The following is a 21,698-nucleotide window of genomic DNA, read 5'->3' on the forward strand; positions in this document are numbered from 1 at the left end:
AAAGGAGGAACGCTTTTTTTGTAGACAGAAAATCATTCGAAAGGAAGAATACTATGGAAAATTGTTCAATGAATCAAATCGATATCACGGGATGCCGCATCAGTCTTTATCCAATGAAAGATGATTTTGCCTCCCACATTCTTCGAAGCATCAAAGAGACCGATACCACAGTCGTTTGGCAGCAGACAGATCTTTTCAGTACACTCTACCGTGGTGAAGCTGCCAGTGTGATTGATGCGGCAGCAGCTCTTTTTGTCAATGCCTATGACCCAAAAACACATTTGGTCGGTGAGTTCACTTTTTCGAAAGGCTGTCCAGGAGATCTGGCTGGTGATGCCTTTCTCAGCGGCAAGCATGAACGGCCAAATCATCAGCAAATTACTGCAAAAGGTACGTTCATCGTTCAGTGCAAATATTCTTTTTATGTCTTTGGACGTGAAGATTATATGGAAGAAATTGCGCATATCGTCTCGTTGGCGGATGCCATGGGCTTACAACCGCAATCGGCCCATTACGTGACGCTACTATCTGGCACAGCCGCTCAATTATTCGCCTATTTTGAACAAGCACTGGCCTATGCACACGAAAAGCTGCCTCATTATGTTCTTGAAGGAACCGTTTCAGTCAATAGTCCCTCGTTGAAGGAGGCCTCTTTGCATGAGTAAGTGGCAATTAAAGGATGTGATCATGGTAGGCATCGTTTCTCTCGTATTCGGTGTCGTTTATTTAGGGGCCGTTCACTTGGGGGTTTTACTCAGCACCTTGTTAACTCCATTTGGCCTCGCCATTCTAGCGAATGAATTTCTCTTTGGGATTTGGTTTATGGCATCTGCATTTGCCGGTTACGTACTAAGAAAACCAGGTGCAGCCACGATTACTGAAATGATCGCCGCTTTGTTGGAGGTTTTCATGGGTAACTTTTATGGTCCAATTATCTTTGTCAGCGGCTTTCTTCAAGGAATCGGCACAGAGGCTGGCTTTGCCGCTTTTCGCTATCGAAAATTCGGCTGGTCTTCTTTGATCCTGGGAGCTTTGGGAGCGACTGTCACCAGTTTTATTTGGGGCATGATCCGTTCCAGCTTTCTTGATTTAAAGTGGCAATTACTGCTGACTATTTTCGTGATCCGTCTGCTTTCCGCGCTCCTTTTTTCAGCTGTCCTTGTTAAAGTGGTTTGTGATCACTTAGCAAAAATGGGGGTTTTGAATAGCTATCCGATTGCTCAACATACTCGCTTCAAACAAAGCCGTGTGAAAGAATGAGTTTAGCACTAGACTCCTGTGTCTTTACGATTGATGAGCAAAAGCTTACCGCTACCTTTGAATTAGCTCCTGGGGAAATCAAAGGGATCTATGGTCCTTCTGGTTCAGGAAAAAGTACGTTTTTTCGCTTATTAGCCGGTTTGTCGGATCAAGGGTTCGAATCTGGACACTATGTGATCGATGAGAAAGATTTTACTGATTTATCCCCTGTACAACGGATTGCGTCCGTTAGTTTGATGTTTCAAAATCCCGATACGCAGTTTTGTATGCGAACTCCCCGAGAAGAGCTGTTATTTTGTTTGGAAAACAGAGCCATTCCATTAAACGAAATGACTCGTCGTATTGAGACGGCACTCGATTTTTGCGAGATTCGTCATTTAGAAGATCGAGTGCTGACAACCCTCTCAGGTGGGGAGAAACAACTAGTAGCGTTAGCATGCTGTCTTGTTTTAGAAAGCCGCTATCTTCTATTAGATGAACCTTTCGCTAATCTCGATTCGCTGACCGCCCAATCATTGATTGAAAAATTAACAGAAATTCAACAAAAAAAGAAAATCGGAATTCTTTTAATCGACCATCAAGTAGCACCGGTCGCTGACTGGGTGCAGGAATGGCTCCTATTAACAGATGCTTTTCAGTCGGTTCCTTCTCAGTTGCTTTTAGAGCAAGAAGAGCAGCTAAGACAAACTATGATTAAACCGTCCCCCATTCCTATTGAGCCGCAGCCCCTCTTGCGGTTTGAAAATTTTCGTTTGCCAATTGGCAGACATTCTCTGCTGATCAAAGACGAAGTCTTTTCGACCGGAGAACGAATAGGCATCACAGGAAAAAGCGGGATAGGAAAATCAACCTTTTTTAAAGCTCTGTTGCAGCAAGTTCCCTATGATGGAACGATCTATTACCAAGAGCAATGCTTGACCTCTCGCAGTCATCCTTTCGATCGGATGAGCTGGGTCATGCAAAACCCGCAGGATCAGTTTCTAGCTTCCTCCGTGGCACAAGAATTAGCCAATGGTCAAGAAAGAGAGGATCTCTCTGAAAAGCTGAACCAATTGGGACTATGGGAGAAACAGGAAGATTCTCCTTTCCTATTAAGCCAAGGACAACAACGGCGATTAGCTGTTGCCTGTTTGATCGATCGTGAGATCCCGATTTTGCTTGTTGATGAGCCAACCTATGGACAAGATTTGCGGCAGTCTTGGCAATTGATGTCGTTATTGGCAGACAAAGCGGCCAGCGGTACACTGGTCTTCATCATTAGCCATGATTTGCGTCTTCTGTCAGATTTTTGTGACCGAACATTCGATTTCAATTATTTTGTAAAGGAGTCTTCCAATGAAGTACCGAAACCCAACAGTCAAGCTGCTGACTTTATCCGCGCTGGCTTTGCTCGTCTCTTTTCAAGATAATTTATTGCTAAATAGCAGTTTGACTTTATTTTTCTTGTTGCTGCTCTTGGTTTATCTGCCTCTGAAAAAATTGCTCAAGTTACTTTTTCTCTTGTCTTTAAGTGCAGTCGGGATCTTTTTTACCGGGCTATTATTTTTCCAACAAGGTCAAAACGGCAGCACGACAGCGGCATATGCCTATGGCATTCGTCTCGCCAGTCGCGTTTATTGTTTTGGGACATTAGGAAGTGTCTTTGCCGCTACGACCTCACTAACAGAGCTGATCTATTCTTTGCAACAGCAACTTCGCTTGCCTCCTGTTTTTGCTTATGGCTTAATGGCAGCCTTTCATATGGCACCTATGATTCCTAAAGAGTACCGCAACATCCAGTTTAGTCTGAAATCTCGAGGAATCACTTATTCCAAACTATCCTTAAAACCACTGATTCCACTGATGGTCAAATCGATCCGCTGGTCAGAACTTCTAGCTGCAGCCATGGAATCTCGCGGATTTGTCGGTGATGCACCTCGAACCTATGCAGTGAATTATTCAGTCACCCTTAAGGATTGGTTGTTTGGACTTGGACTTCTTGGCGCTGGATTGATCCTTACTTTGCTTCCAGTATGAAGCTAAAAAAAGGGATAGAATAAACAACAAATCTGATTCTAAACAAAAAGATACCGCAAACAGGACAGCACTTGCTGAACTTGTTTGCGGTATTTGTTATTGATTAGTGGAACTTACATTACCATTCGTTTCCCTTGTTTGATCTGAGAAATCATCACCAAAAAAGTGGTTGCTGTAATATAAATGGTGAAAACCAAATAAAGCTTTTTTACAATAGAAACAGTTTCGCTCGTGACTAAATGACCGATTCGAGGCAAATGGAACAAAGGTTGGCCAAGTAATTGACTTTTTCTGATTTTGGTCGTTTCCATGTGGTCTTGATTGTCTCCGATCGTATACATCACTTGCTCATTTTGATCAATTGCAGCAATTCGCCGCGTGTATATTTGTTCCCCTTGATTCACAAAATAAGTGATTGCATCGCCGACAATCAAATTTTCTGCATCCACACTTTTAACAAATAATAAACTTCCAGAGGAATATGTTGGTTCCATTGCATCACTCTTCACAATAGCGATGCGTAACCCTAACATTTTTGGAATAACAATCATGAGTAAAGAAAGAAGCATAATAATTAATGTTGTAAAAGAAAGAAGGATACTTGTTTTAGAAATTTTTTTCATCACAGTTCTCCTTTATTTTTGATATTTTTGTATATTACGTTTATATTATAACGATTAATGATTTTTTTCAAATAATATGAGTCCGCTTTTTTAAATGATTTTTTTATTAGTTATTTTATTATTTCTGGTATAACACCCATTATCATTTGACTTAATCAATTGTTTTGTTTTATTCTAGACGTGAATAAAAAACAGGAGAATTCATATATGTTTAAAAAAATAACAAACTAAACTTGAAGAATGCAATTCCCTTCTTAACGATTTCTGCTTTTTCTCTGGGAATTATCTTGTTCTATATTTCTGCTCTGATTAATCCAGTGATCAGTCTTCCTTCTATTGAAAAACAGGAAGATTGGATGTATTATTCTGCAGCAGAACCAGAAACAACTTTCGACAGTAACTATGTGAATTTTTTGCCTAATATTCCTACCAATGAAAATTTGGTAATGGAACGTAAAATCACCAATGAGCACTACTACCCGACATTGCTGTTGGTGGGCGATCATCAGAAAATGACGGTTTATTTAAATGATAAACTTTTATATACCAATAAAAAAGAAGTAGCAGATGGTCTTGTGAATCCTGGGAAAACCCTCTCTTTTGTCACCTTGCCAGAAAATTACCAAGGCCAAACACTACGTATCTATGTATCTAGTCCTTTCAAAAATTATTCAGGATATCCCGCTGAGGTCTTTCTTGGTTCTTCAAACGCTTTAGTCAGTTATGTCTTTCGTCATTCGATTCCCAATATTTTCATGCTTCTTCTGACAGGTTTTATCAGCTTGCTTAATTTGATTTATGTAGGGATTAAATTAGTTAAGAAACGAAAATTACTCGTTTCGAAATTATTATTCAGTGCTTTTGCACTGTCAGCTGGACTAGAAGCCGGTTTTGGCGATATTCTTGGAGGGTTGCTCTTTAACCCCACCATAAATTCAGTGATGTTGAATGTCTTATCGATCATTACCCCAATGTTCTTGATCGGCTTTTATTTATCGAAAATGGAAGTTCTTCAACAGAAGTACAAGATTTGGGTGATCTTCCATGGCATTTGTGGTGCAGCAGCCATTTTATCTGTCTTTTCCCATCAACTCCACTTGCCGGAGATTATGGATTATATCCATTTACTGAATATTTTTAGCACTTTTGTGACATCCTTTGCTGCCATCTATGAAGCGGTTAAAAAGAATCAATTTTTTGTTCTTTGTTCTCCCTGGATCGTTTTATCCGCGATTGGTCACTGCTTTATCTACATTCAAGATGTCCTAAACAGCGATCAATCAAAAATCAATTGGAATACGATTTTCTTCGTACTCTTGATTATTGTCTGCTGGTGCTATGATTTGCTGCGTTTGTTTTTCTATAATGAGGGGAAAACAAAAAAACAGGATATCGCAGGACTCAAGATTCGCTTGTATGAAGAACAACAACCGATAATTCAACAACAAATCAATCAATGGCAACAAGCTTTTCTCGGTTTTCGCAAACAGTTGAATACTGCAAAAGTCATGCTGGAAGACAACAGTTTGCTGGGAGCTTTTGATCAAATCAACCTAATCGAGCAGACGCTAGAAGAATCCTGTCCAATCAAAAGTGAAGATCATTCTCTAACAACCCTGCTATTGACAAGTTATCAGCAATTGACTCAGCAAAAAAGCATTGAATTCTCTTATGATGTGGATATTCCCGCAATCAAAGAACTAGCTGAAGAAGATTTTCTACAATTATTTGCTCATTTAATGGACTATGCAATTCGGGAAACGTATCTACTCAAAGATCGCGCCCTGCGGAAGATTCATCTAAGTGCTATCAAACAGCAGAATCAGTTGTTCGTCAGCTGTCAGTTTCCAACTTTGGCTACTTCGGAAAAAGAAGCCATACCGAATATTGAAACCTTTGAAGAAGAAAACTATTTTGATCTTCAGATTATTGAAAAACTGACCCAGCAAAATTTTGGGTCTTGCTCGGTCTTACATGAGGAACAAGCCACTCGTTTTTCTCTGACATTTTCTTCAGATGGGTTGCCAGATTTCCTAGAGCTAGTCAGTAATGAATAACAAAATGACAAAAAAAGCTTGCTTTTTTCCGAGTTTCGATTTAGCATGAATGTAAGATTTGGATCAGTATTCTTATGATGGTTAAAGAGAGTTGGAGCAAGCTGGAAATCCAATACCCGCTAATAAGAAGAACCTGCCAATGGTAGTGACCGCAAAACGGTCGGTGTGAAGACCTTATCCTTCATGAGTTGGACTAGCAATAGTCAACAAAGGTGGTACCGCGAAATCCAAGCATTTCGTCCTTTTTATAGGACGGAATGCTTTTTTATTTTTTAAGGAGGAAAAACAATGACACAAAAAAATGATTTTACAGAATGGTACATTCAGACCATTCAAAAAGCCGAATTGATGGCTTATTCGCCAGTTAAAGGATCAATCATCTTCCGTCCTGATGGCTTTGAGCTATGGGAACATATTCAAGAAGAATTTAATCGCTTTTTAAAAGCAGAAGGCATTCGCAATGCGTATTTCCCAATGCTGATCCCCCAAAGTTTTTTCATGAAAGAAGCGGATCACATTGAAGGATTTGCTCCTGAATTGCCTTGGGTGACAGAAGTCGGTAATGAAAAATTAGAAGAACCATTAGCATTGCGTCCTACTTCTGAAACTATGATCGGTTCAGCCTTTTCTGATTGGATCAATTCTTACCGTGATCTACCATATGAAATCAATCAATGGGCCAATGTTTTTCGTTGGGAAAAGAAAACACTGCCTTTTCTCCGCACTTCTGAATTCTTATGGCAAGAAGGACATACCGCCCATGAAGATGAATCAGATGCAAGAAAGCGGACGTTAGGAATTTTGGATGAATATGCACGTCTTTGCGAAGAATTTTTAGCCATTCCAGTGTACAAAGGACAAAAAACACCTTCTGAACGTTTTGCTGGCGCGGTGGATACCTACTCCATCGAAGCCATGATGAAAGATGGAAAAGCTGTCCAAGCCGGTACGAGCCATTATATGGGGACGAAATTTGCGGAAGCTTTCGATATTACTTATTTATCGAAAGAAAACAAACATACCTATGCACATACAACTTCTTGGGGTGTTTCTACACGTTTGTTAGGCGCATTGATCATGACTCACGGTGATGAAAATGGATTGGTTTTCCCACCAACGATCGCCCCTACGCAAATCGTCTTGATGCCAGTCGGACCTTGGAAGAAAAATCCTGCCATTTTAGAAAAATTGGAAGAGTTGTTTGCATCTTTCAAAGCCAAAGGTATTCGTGTTCGCTTAGATGATTCTGACAATTCGCCAGGTTACAAATTTAATGAGTGGGAATTAAAGGGCGCTTGCTTACGAATCGAATGTGGTCCAAGAGATTTAGAAAATGGGCATGTAATGGTCAAAGTCCGTGATCTTGCCGAAAAACAAACCGTAGCATTTGATGACCTTGCTGATTTCGTGGATCAGCAATTGGCTGCGATGACACCACGTTTGATTGAAGCAGCTCGTAACAGAAACAAAGAGAACGAGTATTACGATATCGAAACACTGGAAGAGTTAAAAGCACATATCGAAACCTGCAAAAAAGAAGATAAAGTCACTGGTTTTGTCTTAATTGGTTGGGACGGGACAGAAGAAACTGAAGCCAAGATCAAAGAAGAAACTGGCTTTACTACCAGAAATATCCCATTTGAAGCTCCTATGGAAAAAACAGTTGACATCGTCAGCGGGAAACCTGCTAAACACACCGTTTGGATTGCCCGAGCTTACTAAGCAAAGAGCAAAAAGAAAAAAGCGCAACCCGTAAAAAAGGCATGTTCACTAAGAGAAAAAGCAGCCACAGATTCTACGATCTGTGGCTGCTTTTTCTTAGTGCATTTCAGTTATTCTATAGATTTTCGTTATATCCACATCTTTTTTTGATTTGCTGGAAAATCAATAAACTAATTCCAACAAATCCTCAGGGGTAATATTGCCAAAATATTTTTTGACATCAATTTGATCAATCACATCTTTCAATGCAGATTTATCATAGCGGGTGCCGATAAAAGCTTGTTCAACGTCAGCAATATCTCCTAATCCAAAGAAATCTCCATAAATCTTTGCTTCTGTAATCTTGCCTTCTTGAACGTTAACGCGAACTTCGATCGATCCAATTGGAAATCGTTTGCGGCGTTCAATATCAAACGCAGGAGATTTCCCGTAATTCCAATCCCAGTTTCGATAATACTTGTCGGAAATTTCATTGATTTTGACCCAATCTTCCTCAGTCAATGTATAGGTCTTGACTTGGTCGACTGAATCCACACCAAAAATCTTCAAAAGAATCTCTTCACGAAACGCTTCGGTCGTCATATCTTGTTTGTCTTTTGGTAAGAAAGGTTTGATATTCGTCACGCGAGAACGAATCGATTTAATCCCTTTTGATTCGATTTTATCTTTGCGCACTTTCAACGCATTGACCACTTCATTAATGTCACTGTCAAACATGATGGTCCCATGAGCAAACATTCGACCATTGGTGGCGTACATTGCATTCCCAGAGAACTTCATATCATCAATGACTAGGTCGTTGCGGCCTTTTAATTGTGCCCCTTCGACACCCATTTCATGAAGCGCCTGAACAATTGGTTTCGTCAATTTTTCGAAATCACGGAATGAATTACCGTCATCCGGCATGATAAAGCTAAAATTCAAGTTTCCAAAATCATGATAGACAGCCCCACCGCCACTAAAACGGCGAACCACATGGATTCCATGAGCATCGACATAGTCTTTATTGATTTCTTCGATCGTATTTTGATTTCGTCCAATAATAATCGACGGCTCATTGATATAAAACAGCAGGATCGGTTCATCCACCTTCATTTCCTGCAGCAAAAAGATCTCAATGGCTAGGTTGATTCTTGGGTCGTTGTTTTCATTTGGTACAAAAAGCATCTGCTACTCCTCCTCGGGTTTAAATCTCAAAGATTTTTTGAACTGCTGCCAATTCAACCGGTATCCCGTTGGCCGCCGCTGCTGCCTCTTCTTTCAGTTGCTCCAGATCACCATGCTGTGGCAGATGAGTCAAAACCAGTTTTTTGACCTTCGCTGCGGCAGCAATTTCTCCAGACTCTTGAGAAGTAAAATGAGCTTTGTGGCGTTCATTCCCTGCAAAGAGGTAGGTATCTGCTAAAAATAAGTCGGCATCTTTGGCAAAATCGACAAAACTTTCTAAGTAGCCGGAATCGCCTGTGAATACAAATATTTTACCTGTACTATTCTCCACAAAGCGCATGGCATAACAAGTTACAGGATGAATCGTCTTCATAAATGTAACAGAAAACGGTCCCAATTCCAACTGTTTTGTTTGTAAATAATCATGCCCTTCTGTAACTCCCGCCATGGTCAACTCATTGAAATGAATACTGTCTTCTCCATGCCCATAAATGGGCAATACGTTCCGCTCTGCTTGCTTAGGAAATAGCTGCCAATAATACTGTAAGACACCCAGATCTGCGATATGATCGTGATGGTAATGACTCAAAATCACAGCATCCAATGCTAACGGATCCAAGATTTTTTCCAATTGAATCAGTGTCGTGCTGCCAGCATCCAGCAACAAATGATATCCCTCAGACTCTAATAAATAGCCAGTAGTTCCCTCACCCTTATAGGGATATGCGCCTAAACATCCTAAAACTGTTAGTTTCATACTTCCGCCTCCTTATCCCTATGCTATCACAAAAGCATTGGATTACTCAAAAATAAACAGCAAAAACGGCTGCGACAGCTGGAGCTCATTAGCAAAAGAAATCGATGATTTTCTCTCTCATTGCTGCATTGAGTCACCCAACGTCACAACCGTGGATCATATCTTTACAAGAGGTGTTCTTTAGCTAAGAACTCGATCATTTTCTTTTTCGATCAACGCTTGATAAAAGGCGGCATTCGCAGTGTTTGCGTAGGCCAGCGCCCAAAATAGACCGATAACAAAAGCAAACAAACCTAAAACCATCCATCCTAATAAAGAAATCTGCAGCAAAATATACTGACCGATATGATTCTTCATTAAATGCCAAGCTCCTTTTATCGCTTGTAGCGTCGTCATTTCTGGATGGTCGTATCGTACATAGATCGCAAACTGAAATAATCCGCTTATGATCTGGGAGACAAATAAGAAAAGGACCACAGAAATAAGAAAACTGATGATGAAGGAAATCGACGAACGGAAGAGACTCCAGTCAACAGTGATCCGACTGTTGACATTCAAGACTAAATCAAGGTACTGATTCATTCCGCCAACAACTAAATGGGGTAAAAACGTCACAAAACTAATCAGATAATTTACGAGAGCATTCACCAAATTCAGCAATAGAAAAGGTACGTAATAACGCTTGTCATAAACAAGAAAAATATCCGACACATGGATCTCCCGCTGACGAATCAAGAACAGTGCCATGATATTTAAACTTATCGTCAATGCGAAAAAAACAAAGTATTCCAAAATATAATCAATGATTGTTTCTCGTGTCTGTTGAAAGGTATGGTTTGTCAATGACAGCACCAAACTGCTAACCATGCTTTGAATGGCTATCGTAGCAATAAAGGCTAAAATATACCGCCCCCACATGCCCTTTAATGCACGTGATGCCATGGAGCGGATCTCACTATTTTTTCTCATCCTCTACTCCTTCTAATAGCTTCGTAATTCTTTCACGGTTTTGTCATCTAAGCGACGAACAACTTCTGTTACTAATTTTACTGTATTTAAGTAGTCATCTTCATGAATGACAGAAGTATGGGAATGCAAGTAGCGCACTGGAACTGTAATCGCGATCGATGGTACACCATCACGGGTCAGATGCATTTGACCGGCATCTGTTCCCCCACCGGTGATCACCGTATATTGGAAAGGAATCTCTAATTCTTCCGCAACATTGATCACAAAATTCAAGAGTTTCTTATGAGGGATCATCGATGCATCAAAAATCAAAACTTGCGGCCCCTTGCCCAAGACAGAATCTGCTTCTTTTGGAGTCATTCCTGGCGTATCACCAGCTGTCCCCGTATCAAGAGCAATCGCGATGTCTGGATTCACTAGGTGCGTACTTGTTCGTGCGCCACGCAATCCTACTTCTTCCATGACATCACTGCCAGCAAACAAGCAATTTGGATGCCCTTCAGCAGCCAACGTTTCCAACACACGCAAAGAAACTGCTGTTCCAATACGATTATCCCACGCTTTAGCTAGCAAAAACTTACTGTCATTCATCCGTTTGTATTGGATATATGGCGTAATCATATCTCCAGGACGTACGCCCCAATCTTTTGCTTCTTCCTCACTAGAAGCACCGATATCAATGAACATGTCTTTGATATCATAAGGCTTGTTGCGAACTTCCGGCGTCAACACATGAGGTGGTTTAGAACCGATTACACCATGAACCAATTTGCCAGCTTGCGTTTTGATTTCTACTTCTTGTGCCAGCATCACTTGGCCCCACCAGCCGCCTAATGTTTGAAACTCGATGAAACCTTTATCGGTGATCTTTGTCACCATAAAGCCAACTTCATCCATATGTCCGGAAATAAAAACTTTAGGTCCGCCGCCATCCCCTACATGTTTGGCAATCACGCTTCCTAACCCATCGTAAAAAATATCTTCGGCAAAGTCTTTCGCATATGCTTTGAAGACTTCCCGTACTTCTTCTTCATTCCCCGGAACACCACGGGCAGTTGTCAGATCAATCAGTAATTGCTCTTCTTTTTTATCCATCCTATCTACTCCTCTACTCATTTATCCCTTAAATTATACCATTCCTCGTGTCTTGTACCAGCTCAAAATTGAAAAAAATCTGACAGCTTACTCTTCAATGATCCGTAAGCATAACTTAACTGTAATCAAATAAGCAATAAAGAATACGACGGCTGCAACACCTGCAAACAGATGTGCCACCCAATACCCTGGACTCACGATGATTTGCGTCAGCGTGTTGATTGCGAATGCGGCATGTAAAATCGCGAGTAATGTACCTGGCATGAAAACCCAAAAATTCTGCCAGTAGACGATCGAACGAATTTCTTTTTTGCTATAACCGAGTGTACGCAATAAACGATAATTTCTTTTTTCCCGCTCCGTATTAGAAAATTGCCGTACAATCAAACTGCTAGACGTAGTGATCAAAACGATCACCCCGACGAATAAAGAAACGAACAAAATAATACCGCCTTGCCGTCTAATGGCCCGCATATTCGGATAGCGATTGGCGAAGTTCAAGCGATAACCAGTAATAAACTCCTTCGATGATTGTTGCTTCTCTGAGATCTCCGTTTGCAGCTGATACTTGACTTGGCCTTTGTCCTGTGTTCGCTTGTAATAAAACGGATAGGTCCATTCGACTGAAAGTCGATCATCTAACGTCCGAGTTAATTGCTCTTGATTCTCCGTTTGAACATTGAAATAAGTCAATCGATAGTCAAATCCCGACATGTCCTGAAAATCCTTGTCATTGACGACTAATACATTGGGTAAGGTGTAACGCAACGCAATATCACCAAAATAATCTTGATACGTGTTGTCTAAGAGGAGTTTTTTACCATTTTCCAGCGCAATATTTTTTTGGTAAGTTCTCAAGTTGTATGCAATATCATAATCATCATCAAACAAAACAGCAGTATTTTCTCCTAAAGAAACCGCAGGTGCATCCGGCACCAATCGACGAAATGCTCGGTAATCGGATAAAGAAAGCGCATTGACCAATACGGTTTCTTGTCCTGTATTTATCGGATTGGCCAAGTATTTCGCGTTGATGTTTAACGGCACGATACGAAAAGTGAGCGTCTGCTCCGCGACGACCTGACTCTGATTTTCCAGAATCACTTGCTTTAACTCTTCCGCATTTTCTGCTGCGACTTGAAAATCGACGGGATAATCACGATTGGTCGCCTGATAATTCAAGGAAATCACCCCCATCGTGCCACCAATCAAAGAAATCGCGATCGCAGTAATGATCGTCAGTAATGAAAAACTTTTCCATGTCCGCTGCAAATAAGCCCGGATATTGTTGAATGCAATCAAGCGTGTGCCTTTGCTGATTTTTTTGCGGGGGAGCGTTAAGACATGCAACAACATTGGCAATGTGCAGTCAAAGAACAAATACGTCGCTGTGATACAGCAAAATAAAATCAGCAATGGAATCCATAAAACAGCAGTATAATCTTCTGTATAATTAATATAGCGCTCCAGTGTCGTTCGTAGCGTCAGAGCTAAGTAATAGCCGATCCCTAACAGAAGCAAACCGATGATCCCCATTGCCATCCGAAATGGGCGACACTTCATTTTGCTCACTGGCAGTGTATAGTTGTTCTTCATTAGATCGATCAAAGGATTCTGCCAGACAAACAAAACCACTTGACCACTCAAAACTACCATGGCAAGCAAAAATACCCACACGGTAGTCAAAATCGAACGAGGCGAATTAAAAAAATGACTAGTGATGGATAGTCCCATCACTCGAATCAAGATCATTGAGAAAAATTTCGAAAATATAATCCCCATGAAAATGCCCACAACAAGGGAAAAAAGATTTAGGAGGAACGTTTCTCTCAGCAGCAGCCAGCTTAACCTTGCTCTGCGCAAACCCAGGAGCTGATAAACACTGATCTCTTTTTGCCGTTGATTCAAGAAGAAATGATTGGCACTTAGCATAAAAAAAAGCACCACAACAGCAACGATCGTACTACCAAAACCTAATACGCCATCGATGCGAATGTCTTGCTGCACTCGTTGAGTCAGCAAACGGTCATTCATCATAGCACTAAATGAATAAAAAATCATGACTGCCGTCATCATGCACACAAAGTAAACGACATAATTGCGAAACTGCTGCAAAAAACTGCGCCAGCCAATTTTATAGAGCATGGCGATCCCCGCCTCCAATCGTCGCTTGCATATCGATGATTTTTTCGAAAAATTCTTTGCGGGACCCTTTTTTGACTACCTCTGCAAAAAAGACACCATCTCTAATAAACAAAATCCGATTGCAATAACTTGCAGTGAAAGGATCGTGAGTCACCATGAGAATCGTCATATCTTCTTGCAGATTGATTTCAGCTAAATAACGCAACAGCTCTGTCGCCGCTTTTGAGTCTAAGGATCCCGTGGGTTCATCTGCAAACAACACGGAAGGACGGCTGATGATTGCTCTGGCGGCGGCCACCCGTTGCTTTTGACCGACCGATAGTTCTTCTGGGTAGCGGTCTAACAAATGAGCGATTCCCAATAAGTTCGCCAGATGTGCCAATCGCCGGTCAACTTCATTGACCGAAAGACGGTCGATCGCCAGTGGCAAGATAATGTTGTCTTTGGCAGTCAACGTGTCTAGTAAATTAAAATCTTGAAAAATAAAGCCGATTTCTTTTCGGCGAAAATCGCTTAGCTCATTTTCTGACAAGCGGGTGATTTCTTGTCCTCCGATTGCAACAGAACCTAGACTCGGACGTAAGATGGAGGAAAGGATATTCATCAGTGTCGTCTTTCCAGCACCACTTGGTCCCATGATCCCCACAAATTCCCCTTGATCAACGGAAAAAGAAAGATTGTCTAGGACTTTGGTTTGATTGAAGCGGGTTCCATAGGTTTTTGTCAGGTGCTTCACATCGATCATTTTTTTCATGCAAATTCTCCTTGATCTATTTCTACTTTTCTTCATATTTTCTTTATGGTAGCATATTTTCTTCTCTATCGCCCCTGCTTCGTTTTTACACATAAAAATTTTTTACAATTTTTATTCATTTTGTGAAACGTGAAACATGCAAGTCCTTGTTATCATCAAGTTTTTATTGAAAACCGCTTTTGAATATACACTACATATTGTGCATACTGAATTATTTAGCGAATAAAAGCCACTATATATAGTTGCCGAAAACCATATTTTGTTTTATGATATTGGAGAAGATAAGGAGTGATAGTAATGATGGACTTAAAGAGAAATACTGAACAAAGCGGGGGTAGCCATCCTCAATTAACCCAATTGAAGATCGTGAAACGTGATGGTCGCTTAGTAGATTTCGATGACCAAAAAATTTACGATGCATTAGTAAAAGCCCAAAGAAAAGTTAAAGGAGAACTATCTCCCCTCGATCATGAACGGATTTTAGAAATCGTAGAAGGAATCGATCATGAGATCGCCGAACGGTTTACCAAAAACGTTAAAATTTATGAAATCCAAAATATCGTTGAGCATATTTTATTAGCAAAAAATGAATATGCATTGGCCGAAGAGTATATCAACTATCGGACACGTCGCGATTTTGAACGCAGCAAAGCGACGGATATCAACTTTACGATCAATAAATTAATGAATAAAGATCAAACAGTGGTCAACGAAAATGCCAATAAAGACAGCAATGTCTTCAATACTCAAAGAGACTTGACTGCAGGGATCGTAGGGAAATCCATCGGCTTGAAAATGCTGCCCCCTCATGTGGCGAACGCCCATCAAAAAGGTGATATCCATTATCATGATTTAGATTATCATCCTTATACTCCGATGACTAACTGCTGTCTAATCGATTTCAAAGGCATGCTGAACAATGGTTTCAAAATCGGAAACGCAGAAGTCGAATCACCAAAATCGATTCAAACGGCGACAGCTCAGATCTCTCAAATCATTGCCAATGTGGCATCTAGTCAATATGGCGGTTGTTCTGCAGACCGGACGGATGAATTACTTGCACCTTTTGCTGAATTGAACTATCAAAAACACTTGCAAGATGCGCGTGAATGGATCGACGGCGAGGATCGCCAAGAAGCTTACGCGAAGAACAAGACAAGAAAAGACATTTACGATGCGATGCAAAGCTTGGAATATGAGATCAATACTTTGTTTACTTCAAATGGACAGACACCTTTCACTTCCTTAGGCTTTGGTCTGGGAACAAACTGGTTTGAGCGAGAAATCCAACGTGCAATCTTACAGATCCGGATCAACGGACTTGGCAGCGAAAAACGGACAGCAATCTTTCCGAAGTTGATTTTCAGTATCAAACGCGGCGTAAATCTGGAACCCACAGATCCAAACTACGACATCAAAGAATTGGCTCTGGAATGCGCAACGAAACGGATGTATCCAGATGTCTTGAATTATGACAAGTTGATTGAATTGACGGGTAGTTTCAAAGTACCGATGGGCTGCCGTTCTTTCTTGCAAGGCTGGAAAGATGAACATGGCGAAGAAGTCAATGTAGGACGGATGAACCTTGGGGTCGTAACATTGAATATTCCCCGCATTGCCCTAGAAGCTAACGGAGATCGCGACAAATTCTGGTCTCTTCTGGAGCAGCGTCTGCAAATCGTCAAAGATGCGCTTGTTTACCGAGTAGAACGTTGCAAAGAAGCGAGTCCGGCAAATGCACCAATCCTATATATGTATGGCGCATTCGGCAAACGCCTCGATCGCAAAGACAGTGTCAACGAGTTGTTCAAAAATAAACGTGCTACTGTTTCCTTAGGGTATATTGGATTGTATGAAGCAGCTGCTGCTTTCTTTGGTGGTGAGTGGGAAAATGATCCTGAAGCAAAAGAATTCACGTTAGCCATCGTGAAAGAGTTAAAAGCCCATGCAGATGCTTGGGGCGATGAATACGGCTATCATTTTAGCGTCTATTCCACACCAAGCGAAAGCTTGACCGATCGCTTCTGTCGTTTAGATACAGAAAAATTCGGCATCGTTGAAGACATCACAGATAAAGAATATTACACAAATAGCTTCCACTATGATGTCCGCAAAAATCCAACGCCATTTGAAAAGTTGGATTTTGAAAAAGACTATCCAAAGTATTGTTCGGGCGGCTTTATTCATTATTGTGAATACCCAGTTCTGCAACAAAATCCCAAAGCTCTTGAAGCAGTTTGGAATTATGCGTATGATCGTGTCGCTTATCTAGGAACCAACACTCCGATCGATCATTGTTATGAATGCGGATATGAAGGTGATTTCAATCCAACTGAACGCGGCTTCGAATGTCCACAATGTGGCAATCACGATCCAAAGAGTTGTGACGTCGTCAAACGAACATGCGGTTACCTAGGAAATCCTCAAGCTCGACCAATGGTTCACGGTCGTCACAAAGAAATTTCCGCTCGTGTCAAACATATGAAACATAATGACTGAAACAAGTGTCCCCTACGCGACTAAAGCGTAAGCAAATTCTGCTTCTTTCTAACTGACAACTGTTGGTCAGGAGTCCGCAGAAAACGAGTGCTGGAATTGCTCGCGCATTTGTGCTTTCTAATGGTTTTTGCTACAGTCGCGAAGGACATTTTTATCGAATAATCGAATAGTTAGAAAGAAGTTTTGCAAATGAGAAATCCTCGCCCCAAAGAATGGCAAGCAAAAGAGTATAGTCAAAATCATATTGCAGATTATAAAGCCTTCAACTTTGTTGACGGCGAAGGTATCCGCAATAGCCTGTATGTCAGTGGTTGTTTATTTGCTTGCGAAGGCTGTTTCAATAAAGCAGTCCAAAATTTCCGCTATGGCACCCCATTCACAGCAGAACTCGAAGAACAGATCATTGAAGATTTGCGGCACGATTATGTTCAGGGACTAACACTATTGGGCGGCGAACCTTTTTTGAATACTGAAGTATGTCTGCAAGTGGTAAACAGAGTCCGTTCCGAGTTCGGTCATGGCAAAGATATTTGGAGCTGGTCTGGTTACACCTTCGAGGAACTACTGTTGGAAACAGAAGATAAGCTTGAGTTGCTGTCTCGCATCGATATCCTAGTTGATGGCCATTTCGAATTGAGCAAACGCAACTTGAATCTGCAATTTCGCGGTAGCAGCAATCAACGGATCATTGATGTTCCTAAATCCCTAGCACTAGGCGAAGCGGTGATTTGGGACAAATGCAAAGACGCAGAAAAAAGCTATGAACAAATCAAAAAGAGTATTTGACGACTTGAATAAACTTCAGATTTCAAACTGATACAAAAGATAAAAGGGACTGTGACATAAGTCATCATCCAACAAGTTTAACCGAATAATAGTCTATTGCTAGGATAGATTCCTCTGACTTTTGCGACGAGGAGTCCCTGCACCGCAGGAGCAATAATCATTAATGTTCGGATAGTGTTACTTGTAGGAGACTTATGGCACAGTCCCTTTTATTTTGATCATAAAACACACCATCATTACAAATGTTTGCTTGCTTCTTTGATACTTAACGGAGCTAACTGATCTTTGTGCGTTAACAGAAAAGCCTGCACCCACTCAGGGTTTGTTTTAGCATAATCGCGCAAACTCCAGCCAATCGCTTTATTGATAAAGAATTCATCGCTACCTAAATTATTTAAAAGGATCGTCTCTAAAAGCTCGCGATCGGTTTTTTCTTTTCTAAGCAGTTGGTGGTCAATGGCGATGCGCCGGAGCCATAAATTTTCTGCTTTGCTCCAAGCAAGCATCTTTTGGCTCAATTCCGGGTAGGTCATAGTCAGCCCACCAACAACTTTATTCAAGCCATCCACAGTATCCCACCAAGACTTATGAAGGACTAATTCACTTATTTTCTCCAGTTCGTCTGGTTGGAGGACCGACTGCATCGTTACCAGATAGTCGATAGCTACATATTGCATTTCACGATAAGGTAGTTGCCAACAGGTTTCAACAAATGCCCAATCGATGGCGGCCTTTTTCATTGCAGCAAAATAAGGTCTTTGTATTTGTTTGCGTACAGGTGACGGAATCCCTAAAAAGTCAAATTGGTTCCGCATGTACGCCCGCATTTGAACTCCTCGTGCTGGATTTTCTTGCGCCATGAATTCCTCTAGTAACGCTTTCCATTGACTGTTTGTCGTCATTATGCGCCTCCATATATTTTATTCGGTTTCCCACAAAGGCAATACGATATTTTCATAAGCTAATGGATCAAGATTCGTAACTGTGATCCCCAATAAGCGGATCCCTTTTTCGATTCCTAGAATCTCCTCCCAAATCAAACTAGCTTGTGAAAAAATAGCTTCTTTCTTGTGCATATACTCTGGCAACGTGACCCGTTTTGTGATGGTGGAGTAATCGGCATAACGCACTTTCAACACCACAGTCTTTCCGTGTTTTTGCGTACGTTTCAATGATCTTTCTACTTCTTCTGCCAGGTTTCTTAGCTGACTGATGACTTGATCTTCTGTGGTTAACGCATTGCCATACGTATGTTCTTTTCCGACTGATTTGCGTTCTCTCGTCACACTGACCGGAGAATCATGGATTCCTCGAACTTTCCGGTATAATGAGTAGCCCATTTTTCCAAATTCTTGGATCAATGCCATTTCGCTCCACTCATAAAGGTCAGATCCTTTATAAATCCCTAATTCGTGCATTCTCGGCACTGTCTTCTTACCGATACCATGAAATTTGTCAATTGGTAATTTTTTTAAAAAGACCACGGCATCTTCCGGCATCACTACCGTCAACCCCCGGGGTTTGTGAAAATCCGAAGATAATTTGGCTAAAAACTTATTGTAGCTGACGCCTGCTGAACAAGTAAGCTGGGTCGTCTGCCAAATGTCTTGCTGGATCATGCGAGCAATTTTGATCGCTGAAGGACAGTTGATCTTGTTGACGGTCACATCCAGATAAGCCTCATCGATAGAAACCGGTTCAATCACATCGGTATAGCGTCCAAAGATCTCTCGGACTTGCTGAGAAATTTCGCGGTATTTCTGATGGTTGCCAGGTATAAAGACGGCATGAGGACACAATTCAAAGGCTTTTTGCGCACTCATTGCAGAATGGATCCCATACTGACGTGCTTTATAATTGGCAGTCGTGACGACACCTCTACCCCCAGTATCACTTGGGTGGCGGGCAATCACTAAGGGATGCTTAGCCAATTCAGGATTGTCTCTTTCTTCTACTGATGCAAAAAAGGCATCCATATCGATATGGATGATTTTCCGAGACGTATCGTTTTTTAACGGAAAACGCAACTCAGCCATCTTCACCACTCCATTCTCCTCTATTATAAACGAACAGAAGTTCCCTATCAAGAGGCTCATTCTAAGCATCGGCGATTGTTGCAAACAAAAAGAATCCCTGTAAAAAAGACAGAAATTCTTTTTGCTTCCTGTTATGATTTAAGACTTCAAATTTGGTTCGCTTCGTTAAAAACGTCTAGACTTACAGCGCCGATGGGCCTCGTTCATTGGTTCGGATTCGTACTGCTTCTTCGATTGGGTAAATAAAAATTTTACCATCACCTACTTCACCTGTATGGCAGATAGACAAAATCAGTTCAATGATTGCTTCAACCTCTTCATCTGCTACAACAAAACTCGCCTTTACTTTAGGCAAAAGTGTCGTAATCACTGCTTGTCCCCGAACAAATTCTTTGACCCCTTTTTGATTACCACAGCCCAATACTTGACTCACCGTCATTCCAGCCATATCTATTTGATCAAGAGCTGCCTTTAATTCTTCTAATTTTTCTTGTCGAATGATCGCTTCTACTTTTTTCATCTGCATTCCTCCATCTATGAATCCAGCCCCATGAACGTTGGATAAGCTGTTTCATCATGTTCACTGCGATCCATTCCAATAGCTTCTTCTTGTTCTGTGACCCGGATCGGTAGCACGCGTTTGATCACATGGATCAATAGAAAGGATATGCCCCCTGCAAAAAGAATCGTAAATACGATACTAATGATCTGCGCAATGAACAATTCTGTTCCACCATAGAGCAACCCAGTTTGATGATTGACAGCAGGATCAGCGAAAATCCCCGTCATGATTCCACCAAAGATTCCGCCAATCCCATGACAACCAAAAGCATCCAAAGCGTCATCCAGACCTAAGCGATGCTTGATGACCGAAATAAAGTAATAACAAAACGGACTCACTAATGCCCCGATCACAAAGGATGACCAAAGGGAAACAAAACCTGCGCCAGGAGTAATTGCTACCAGACCCACGACAGCTCCGGTACAAGCTCCGACAATGGTTGGCTTCCCTAATAGAACTTTTTCAATCAACATCCAGGAGAGCATCGCAGCTGCGGCTGCCGTATTGGTCGTTAACAACGCTTGAATGGCGATCCCGTCAGCAGCTAATGCAGATCCAGCATTGAAGCCAAACCAGCCAAACCATAGCAACCCTGCACCTAATACGACAAATGGAATATTATGGGGACGATACTCCGTTTGATGAAACTCGCGTCTCTTACCCACGACTAATGCTAGCACGAGACCGCTGATTCCTGAACTAATATGGACAACGTTGCCTCCTGCAAAATCAATCGAACCGATAGCATCTAAGAAGCCGTCACCCCAAACCATATGGGCCATCGGAAAGTAAACCAAAAACAGCCAGCAGCCAATAAATAAGAAAATAGCTGAAAAACGCATTCGTCCTACGACTGATCCGGTAATGATCGCTGTTGTGATTAGTGCAAACATCATTTGAAAAGCCGCAAACAATCCTTCAGGAATCCCTTCTCCGTCCGTCATGGAAACTTGCTGGAAAAATAACTTATCGATGTTGCCGATAAACGCACCGGTACCACTGAAAGAAAGCGAATACCCAGCCGCCACCCACAGAACTGAAGCTAGTCCCATGGTGCAAATCACCATCATCATTGTGTTCAAGATATTTTTTCGCCTTTCCAATCCACCATAAAAAAAAGCTAGCGCAGGAGTCATTAAAAAGACCATCCCACTGCAAACCAAAATAAACCCACTATTGCCTGTTTCCATTCCAATCACTCCCTTTTATGTTAGATATCCTACCATCATACTCAGGAGTTTGCTAGTGTT

Annotated in this window: 19 protein-coding genes and 1 other annotated feature; of the genes, 8 read left to right on the forward strand and 11 right to left on the reverse strand. The window is 41.4% G+C overall.

What is annotated here, in order from left to right; genetic code table 11:
- Nucleotides 1-53 precede the first annotated feature (53 nt).
- The 4 genes from ACTFWY_RS00715 to ACTFWY_RS00730 are packed head-to-tail and all read left to right on the forward strand — an operon-like array spanning nt 54 to nt 3,276.
- Entirely contained in the window at nt 54-665 is a 612-nt protein-coding gene (locus ACTFWY_RS00715; RefSeq protein ID WP_176333628.1) for a YkoF family thiamine/hydroxymethylpyrimidine-binding protein, read from the forward strand.
- Nucleotides 658-1,260 carry an ECF transporter S component gene (locus ACTFWY_RS00720; protein ID WP_103300031.1) on the forward strand — a complete coding sequence of 201 codons (603 nt, stop codon included), beginning with the start codon at nt 658-660 and terminating at the stop codon, nt 1,258-1,260. Before ACTFWY_RS00715 ends, ACTFWY_RS00720 begins: the two co-directional genes overlap by 8 nt.
- A complete protein-coding gene (locus ACTFWY_RS00725; protein WP_242387422.1) occupies nt 1,257-2,669 on the forward strand; it encodes an ATP-binding cassette domain-containing protein in 1,413 nt (470 codons plus the stop codon). The genes ACTFWY_RS00720 and ACTFWY_RS00725 overlap by 4 nt, the downstream gene beginning before the upstream one ends.
- A complete protein-coding gene (locus ACTFWY_RS00730) occupies nt 2,596-3,276 on the forward strand; it encodes an energy-coupling factor transporter transmembrane component T (RefSeq protein ID WP_311810679.1) in 681 nt (226 codons plus the stop codon). Before ACTFWY_RS00725 ends, ACTFWY_RS00730 begins: the two co-directional genes overlap by 74 nt.
- Before the next feature lie 113 nt (nt 3,277-3,389).
- Here ACTFWY_RS00730 and ACTFWY_RS00735 read toward each other — a convergent pair whose 3' ends face one another.
- Complete coding sequence (locus ACTFWY_RS00735) at nt 3,390-3,899, reverse strand: signal peptidase I (protein ID WP_103300029.1); 510 nt, start codon at nt 3,897-3,899, stop codon at nt 3,390-3,392.
- A gap of 356 nt (nt 3,900-4,255) precedes the next feature.
- Between ACTFWY_RS00735 and ACTFWY_RS00740 the strand changes: the two genes are divergently transcribed.
- Entirely contained in the window at nt 4,256-5,956 is a 1,701-nt protein-coding gene (locus ACTFWY_RS00740; RefSeq protein ID WP_311810680.1) for a hypothetical protein, read from the forward strand.
- A gap of 44 nt (nt 5,957-6,000) precedes the next feature.
- Nucleotides 6,001-6,203: a binding site (T-box leader), on the forward strand.
- A 41-nt stretch (nt 6,204-6,244) separates the two neighbouring features.
- Complete coding sequence (gene proS / locus ACTFWY_RS00745) at nt 6,245-7,678, forward strand: proline--tRNA ligase (protein ID WP_311810681.1); 1,434 nt, start codon at nt 6,245-6,247, stop codon at nt 7,676-7,678.
- A 162-nt stretch (nt 7,679-7,840) separates the two neighbouring features.
- Here the strand turns inward: proS and ACTFWY_RS00750 are convergent, their stop codons facing one another.
- From ACTFWY_RS00750 to ACTFWY_RS00775, 6 genes are all read right to left on the reverse strand, one after another.
- The gene (locus tag ACTFWY_RS00750) at nt 7,841-8,845 is read right to left on the reverse strand and encodes a lipoate--protein ligase (RefSeq protein ID WP_242387425.1); all 1,005 of its coding nucleotides are present in this window, start codon (nt 8,843-8,845) and stop codon (nt 7,841-7,843) included.
- A gap of 19 nt (nt 8,846-8,864) precedes the next feature.
- On the reverse strand, nt 8,865-9,602 hold the full coding sequence (locus ACTFWY_RS00755; protein WP_003127111.1) for an MBL fold metallo-hydrolase: 738 nt from the start codon (nt 9,600-9,602) through the stop codon (nt 8,865-8,867).
- 180 nt (nt 9,603-9,782) lie between these two features.
- Nucleotides 9,783-10,571, reverse strand: coding sequence for a DUF975 family protein (locus ACTFWY_RS00760; protein WP_003127110.1), 789 nt, complete (start codon nt 10,569-10,571; stop codon nt 9,783-9,785).
- A 12-nt stretch (nt 10,572-10,583) separates the two neighbouring features.
- Entirely contained in the window at nt 10,584-11,666 is a 1,083-nt protein-coding gene (locus ACTFWY_RS00765) for a M42 family metallopeptidase (protein ID WP_003127109.1), read from the reverse strand.
- 87 nt (nt 11,667-11,753) lie between these two features.
- Nucleotides 11,754-13,811 (reverse strand): FtsX-like permease family protein, encoded by a 2,058-nt coding sequence (locus tag ACTFWY_RS00770; RefSeq protein WP_137264582.1) that lies wholly within the window; start codon nt 13,809-13,811, stop codon nt 11,754-11,756.
- Entirely contained in the window at nt 13,801-14,565 is a 765-nt protein-coding gene (locus ACTFWY_RS00775) for an ABC transporter ATP-binding protein (RefSeq protein ID WP_003127107.1), read from the reverse strand. Before ACTFWY_RS00775 ends, ACTFWY_RS00770 begins: the two co-directional genes overlap by 11 nt.
- A 297-nt stretch (nt 14,566-14,862) precedes the next feature.
- On the opposite strand from ACTFWY_RS00775, the gene nrdD reads away from it, so the two are divergent.
- Complete coding sequence (gene nrdD / locus ACTFWY_RS00780) at nt 14,863-17,064, forward strand: anaerobic ribonucleoside-triphosphate reductase (protein WP_138371776.1); 2,202 nt, start codon at nt 14,863-14,865, stop codon at nt 17,062-17,064.
- Nucleotides 17,065-17,253: 189 nt separating this feature from the next.
- Nucleotides 17,254-17,850: an anaerobic ribonucleoside-triphosphate reductase activating protein gene (nrdG, locus tag ACTFWY_RS00785; protein WP_311810682.1), complete on the forward strand. Its 597-nt coding sequence runs from the start codon at nt 17,254-17,256 to the stop codon at nt 17,848-17,850.
- A 236-nt stretch (nt 17,851-18,086) separates the two neighbouring features.
- Here nrdG and ACTFWY_RS00790 read toward each other — a convergent pair whose 3' ends face one another.
- The 4 genes from ACTFWY_RS00790 to ACTFWY_RS00805 form a co-directional block, all read right to left on the reverse strand.
- The gene (locus tag ACTFWY_RS00790) at nt 18,087-18,752 is read right to left on the reverse strand and encodes a DNA alkylation repair protein (RefSeq protein WP_376715987.1); all 666 of its coding nucleotides are present in this window, start codon (nt 18,750-18,752) and stop codon (nt 18,087-18,089) included.
- 18 nt (nt 18,753-18,770) lie between these two features.
- A complete protein-coding gene (gene dinB, locus ACTFWY_RS00795; protein WP_005472399.1) occupies nt 18,771-19,886 on the reverse strand; it encodes a DNA polymerase IV in 1,116 nt (371 codons plus the stop codon).
- Between the two features lie 181 nt (nt 19,887-20,067).
- The gene (locus tag ACTFWY_RS00800; RefSeq protein WP_103300023.1) at nt 20,068-20,406 is read right to left on the reverse strand and encodes a P-II family nitrogen regulator; all 339 of its coding nucleotides are present in this window, start codon (nt 20,404-20,406) and stop codon (nt 20,068-20,070) included.
- Nucleotides 20,407-20,420: 14 nt separating this feature from the next.
- Entirely contained in the window at nt 20,421-21,638 is a 1,218-nt protein-coding gene (locus ACTFWY_RS00805; RefSeq protein ID WP_311810683.1) for an ammonium transporter, read from the reverse strand.
- Nucleotides 21,639-21,698: the final 60 nt, after the last annotated feature.

This window comes from Enterococcus sp. 125944, from assembly GCF_051909435.1.
Classification (GTDB): domain Bacteria; phylum Bacillota; class Bacilli; order Lactobacillales; family Enterococcaceae; genus Enterococcus_D; species Enterococcus_D gallinarum.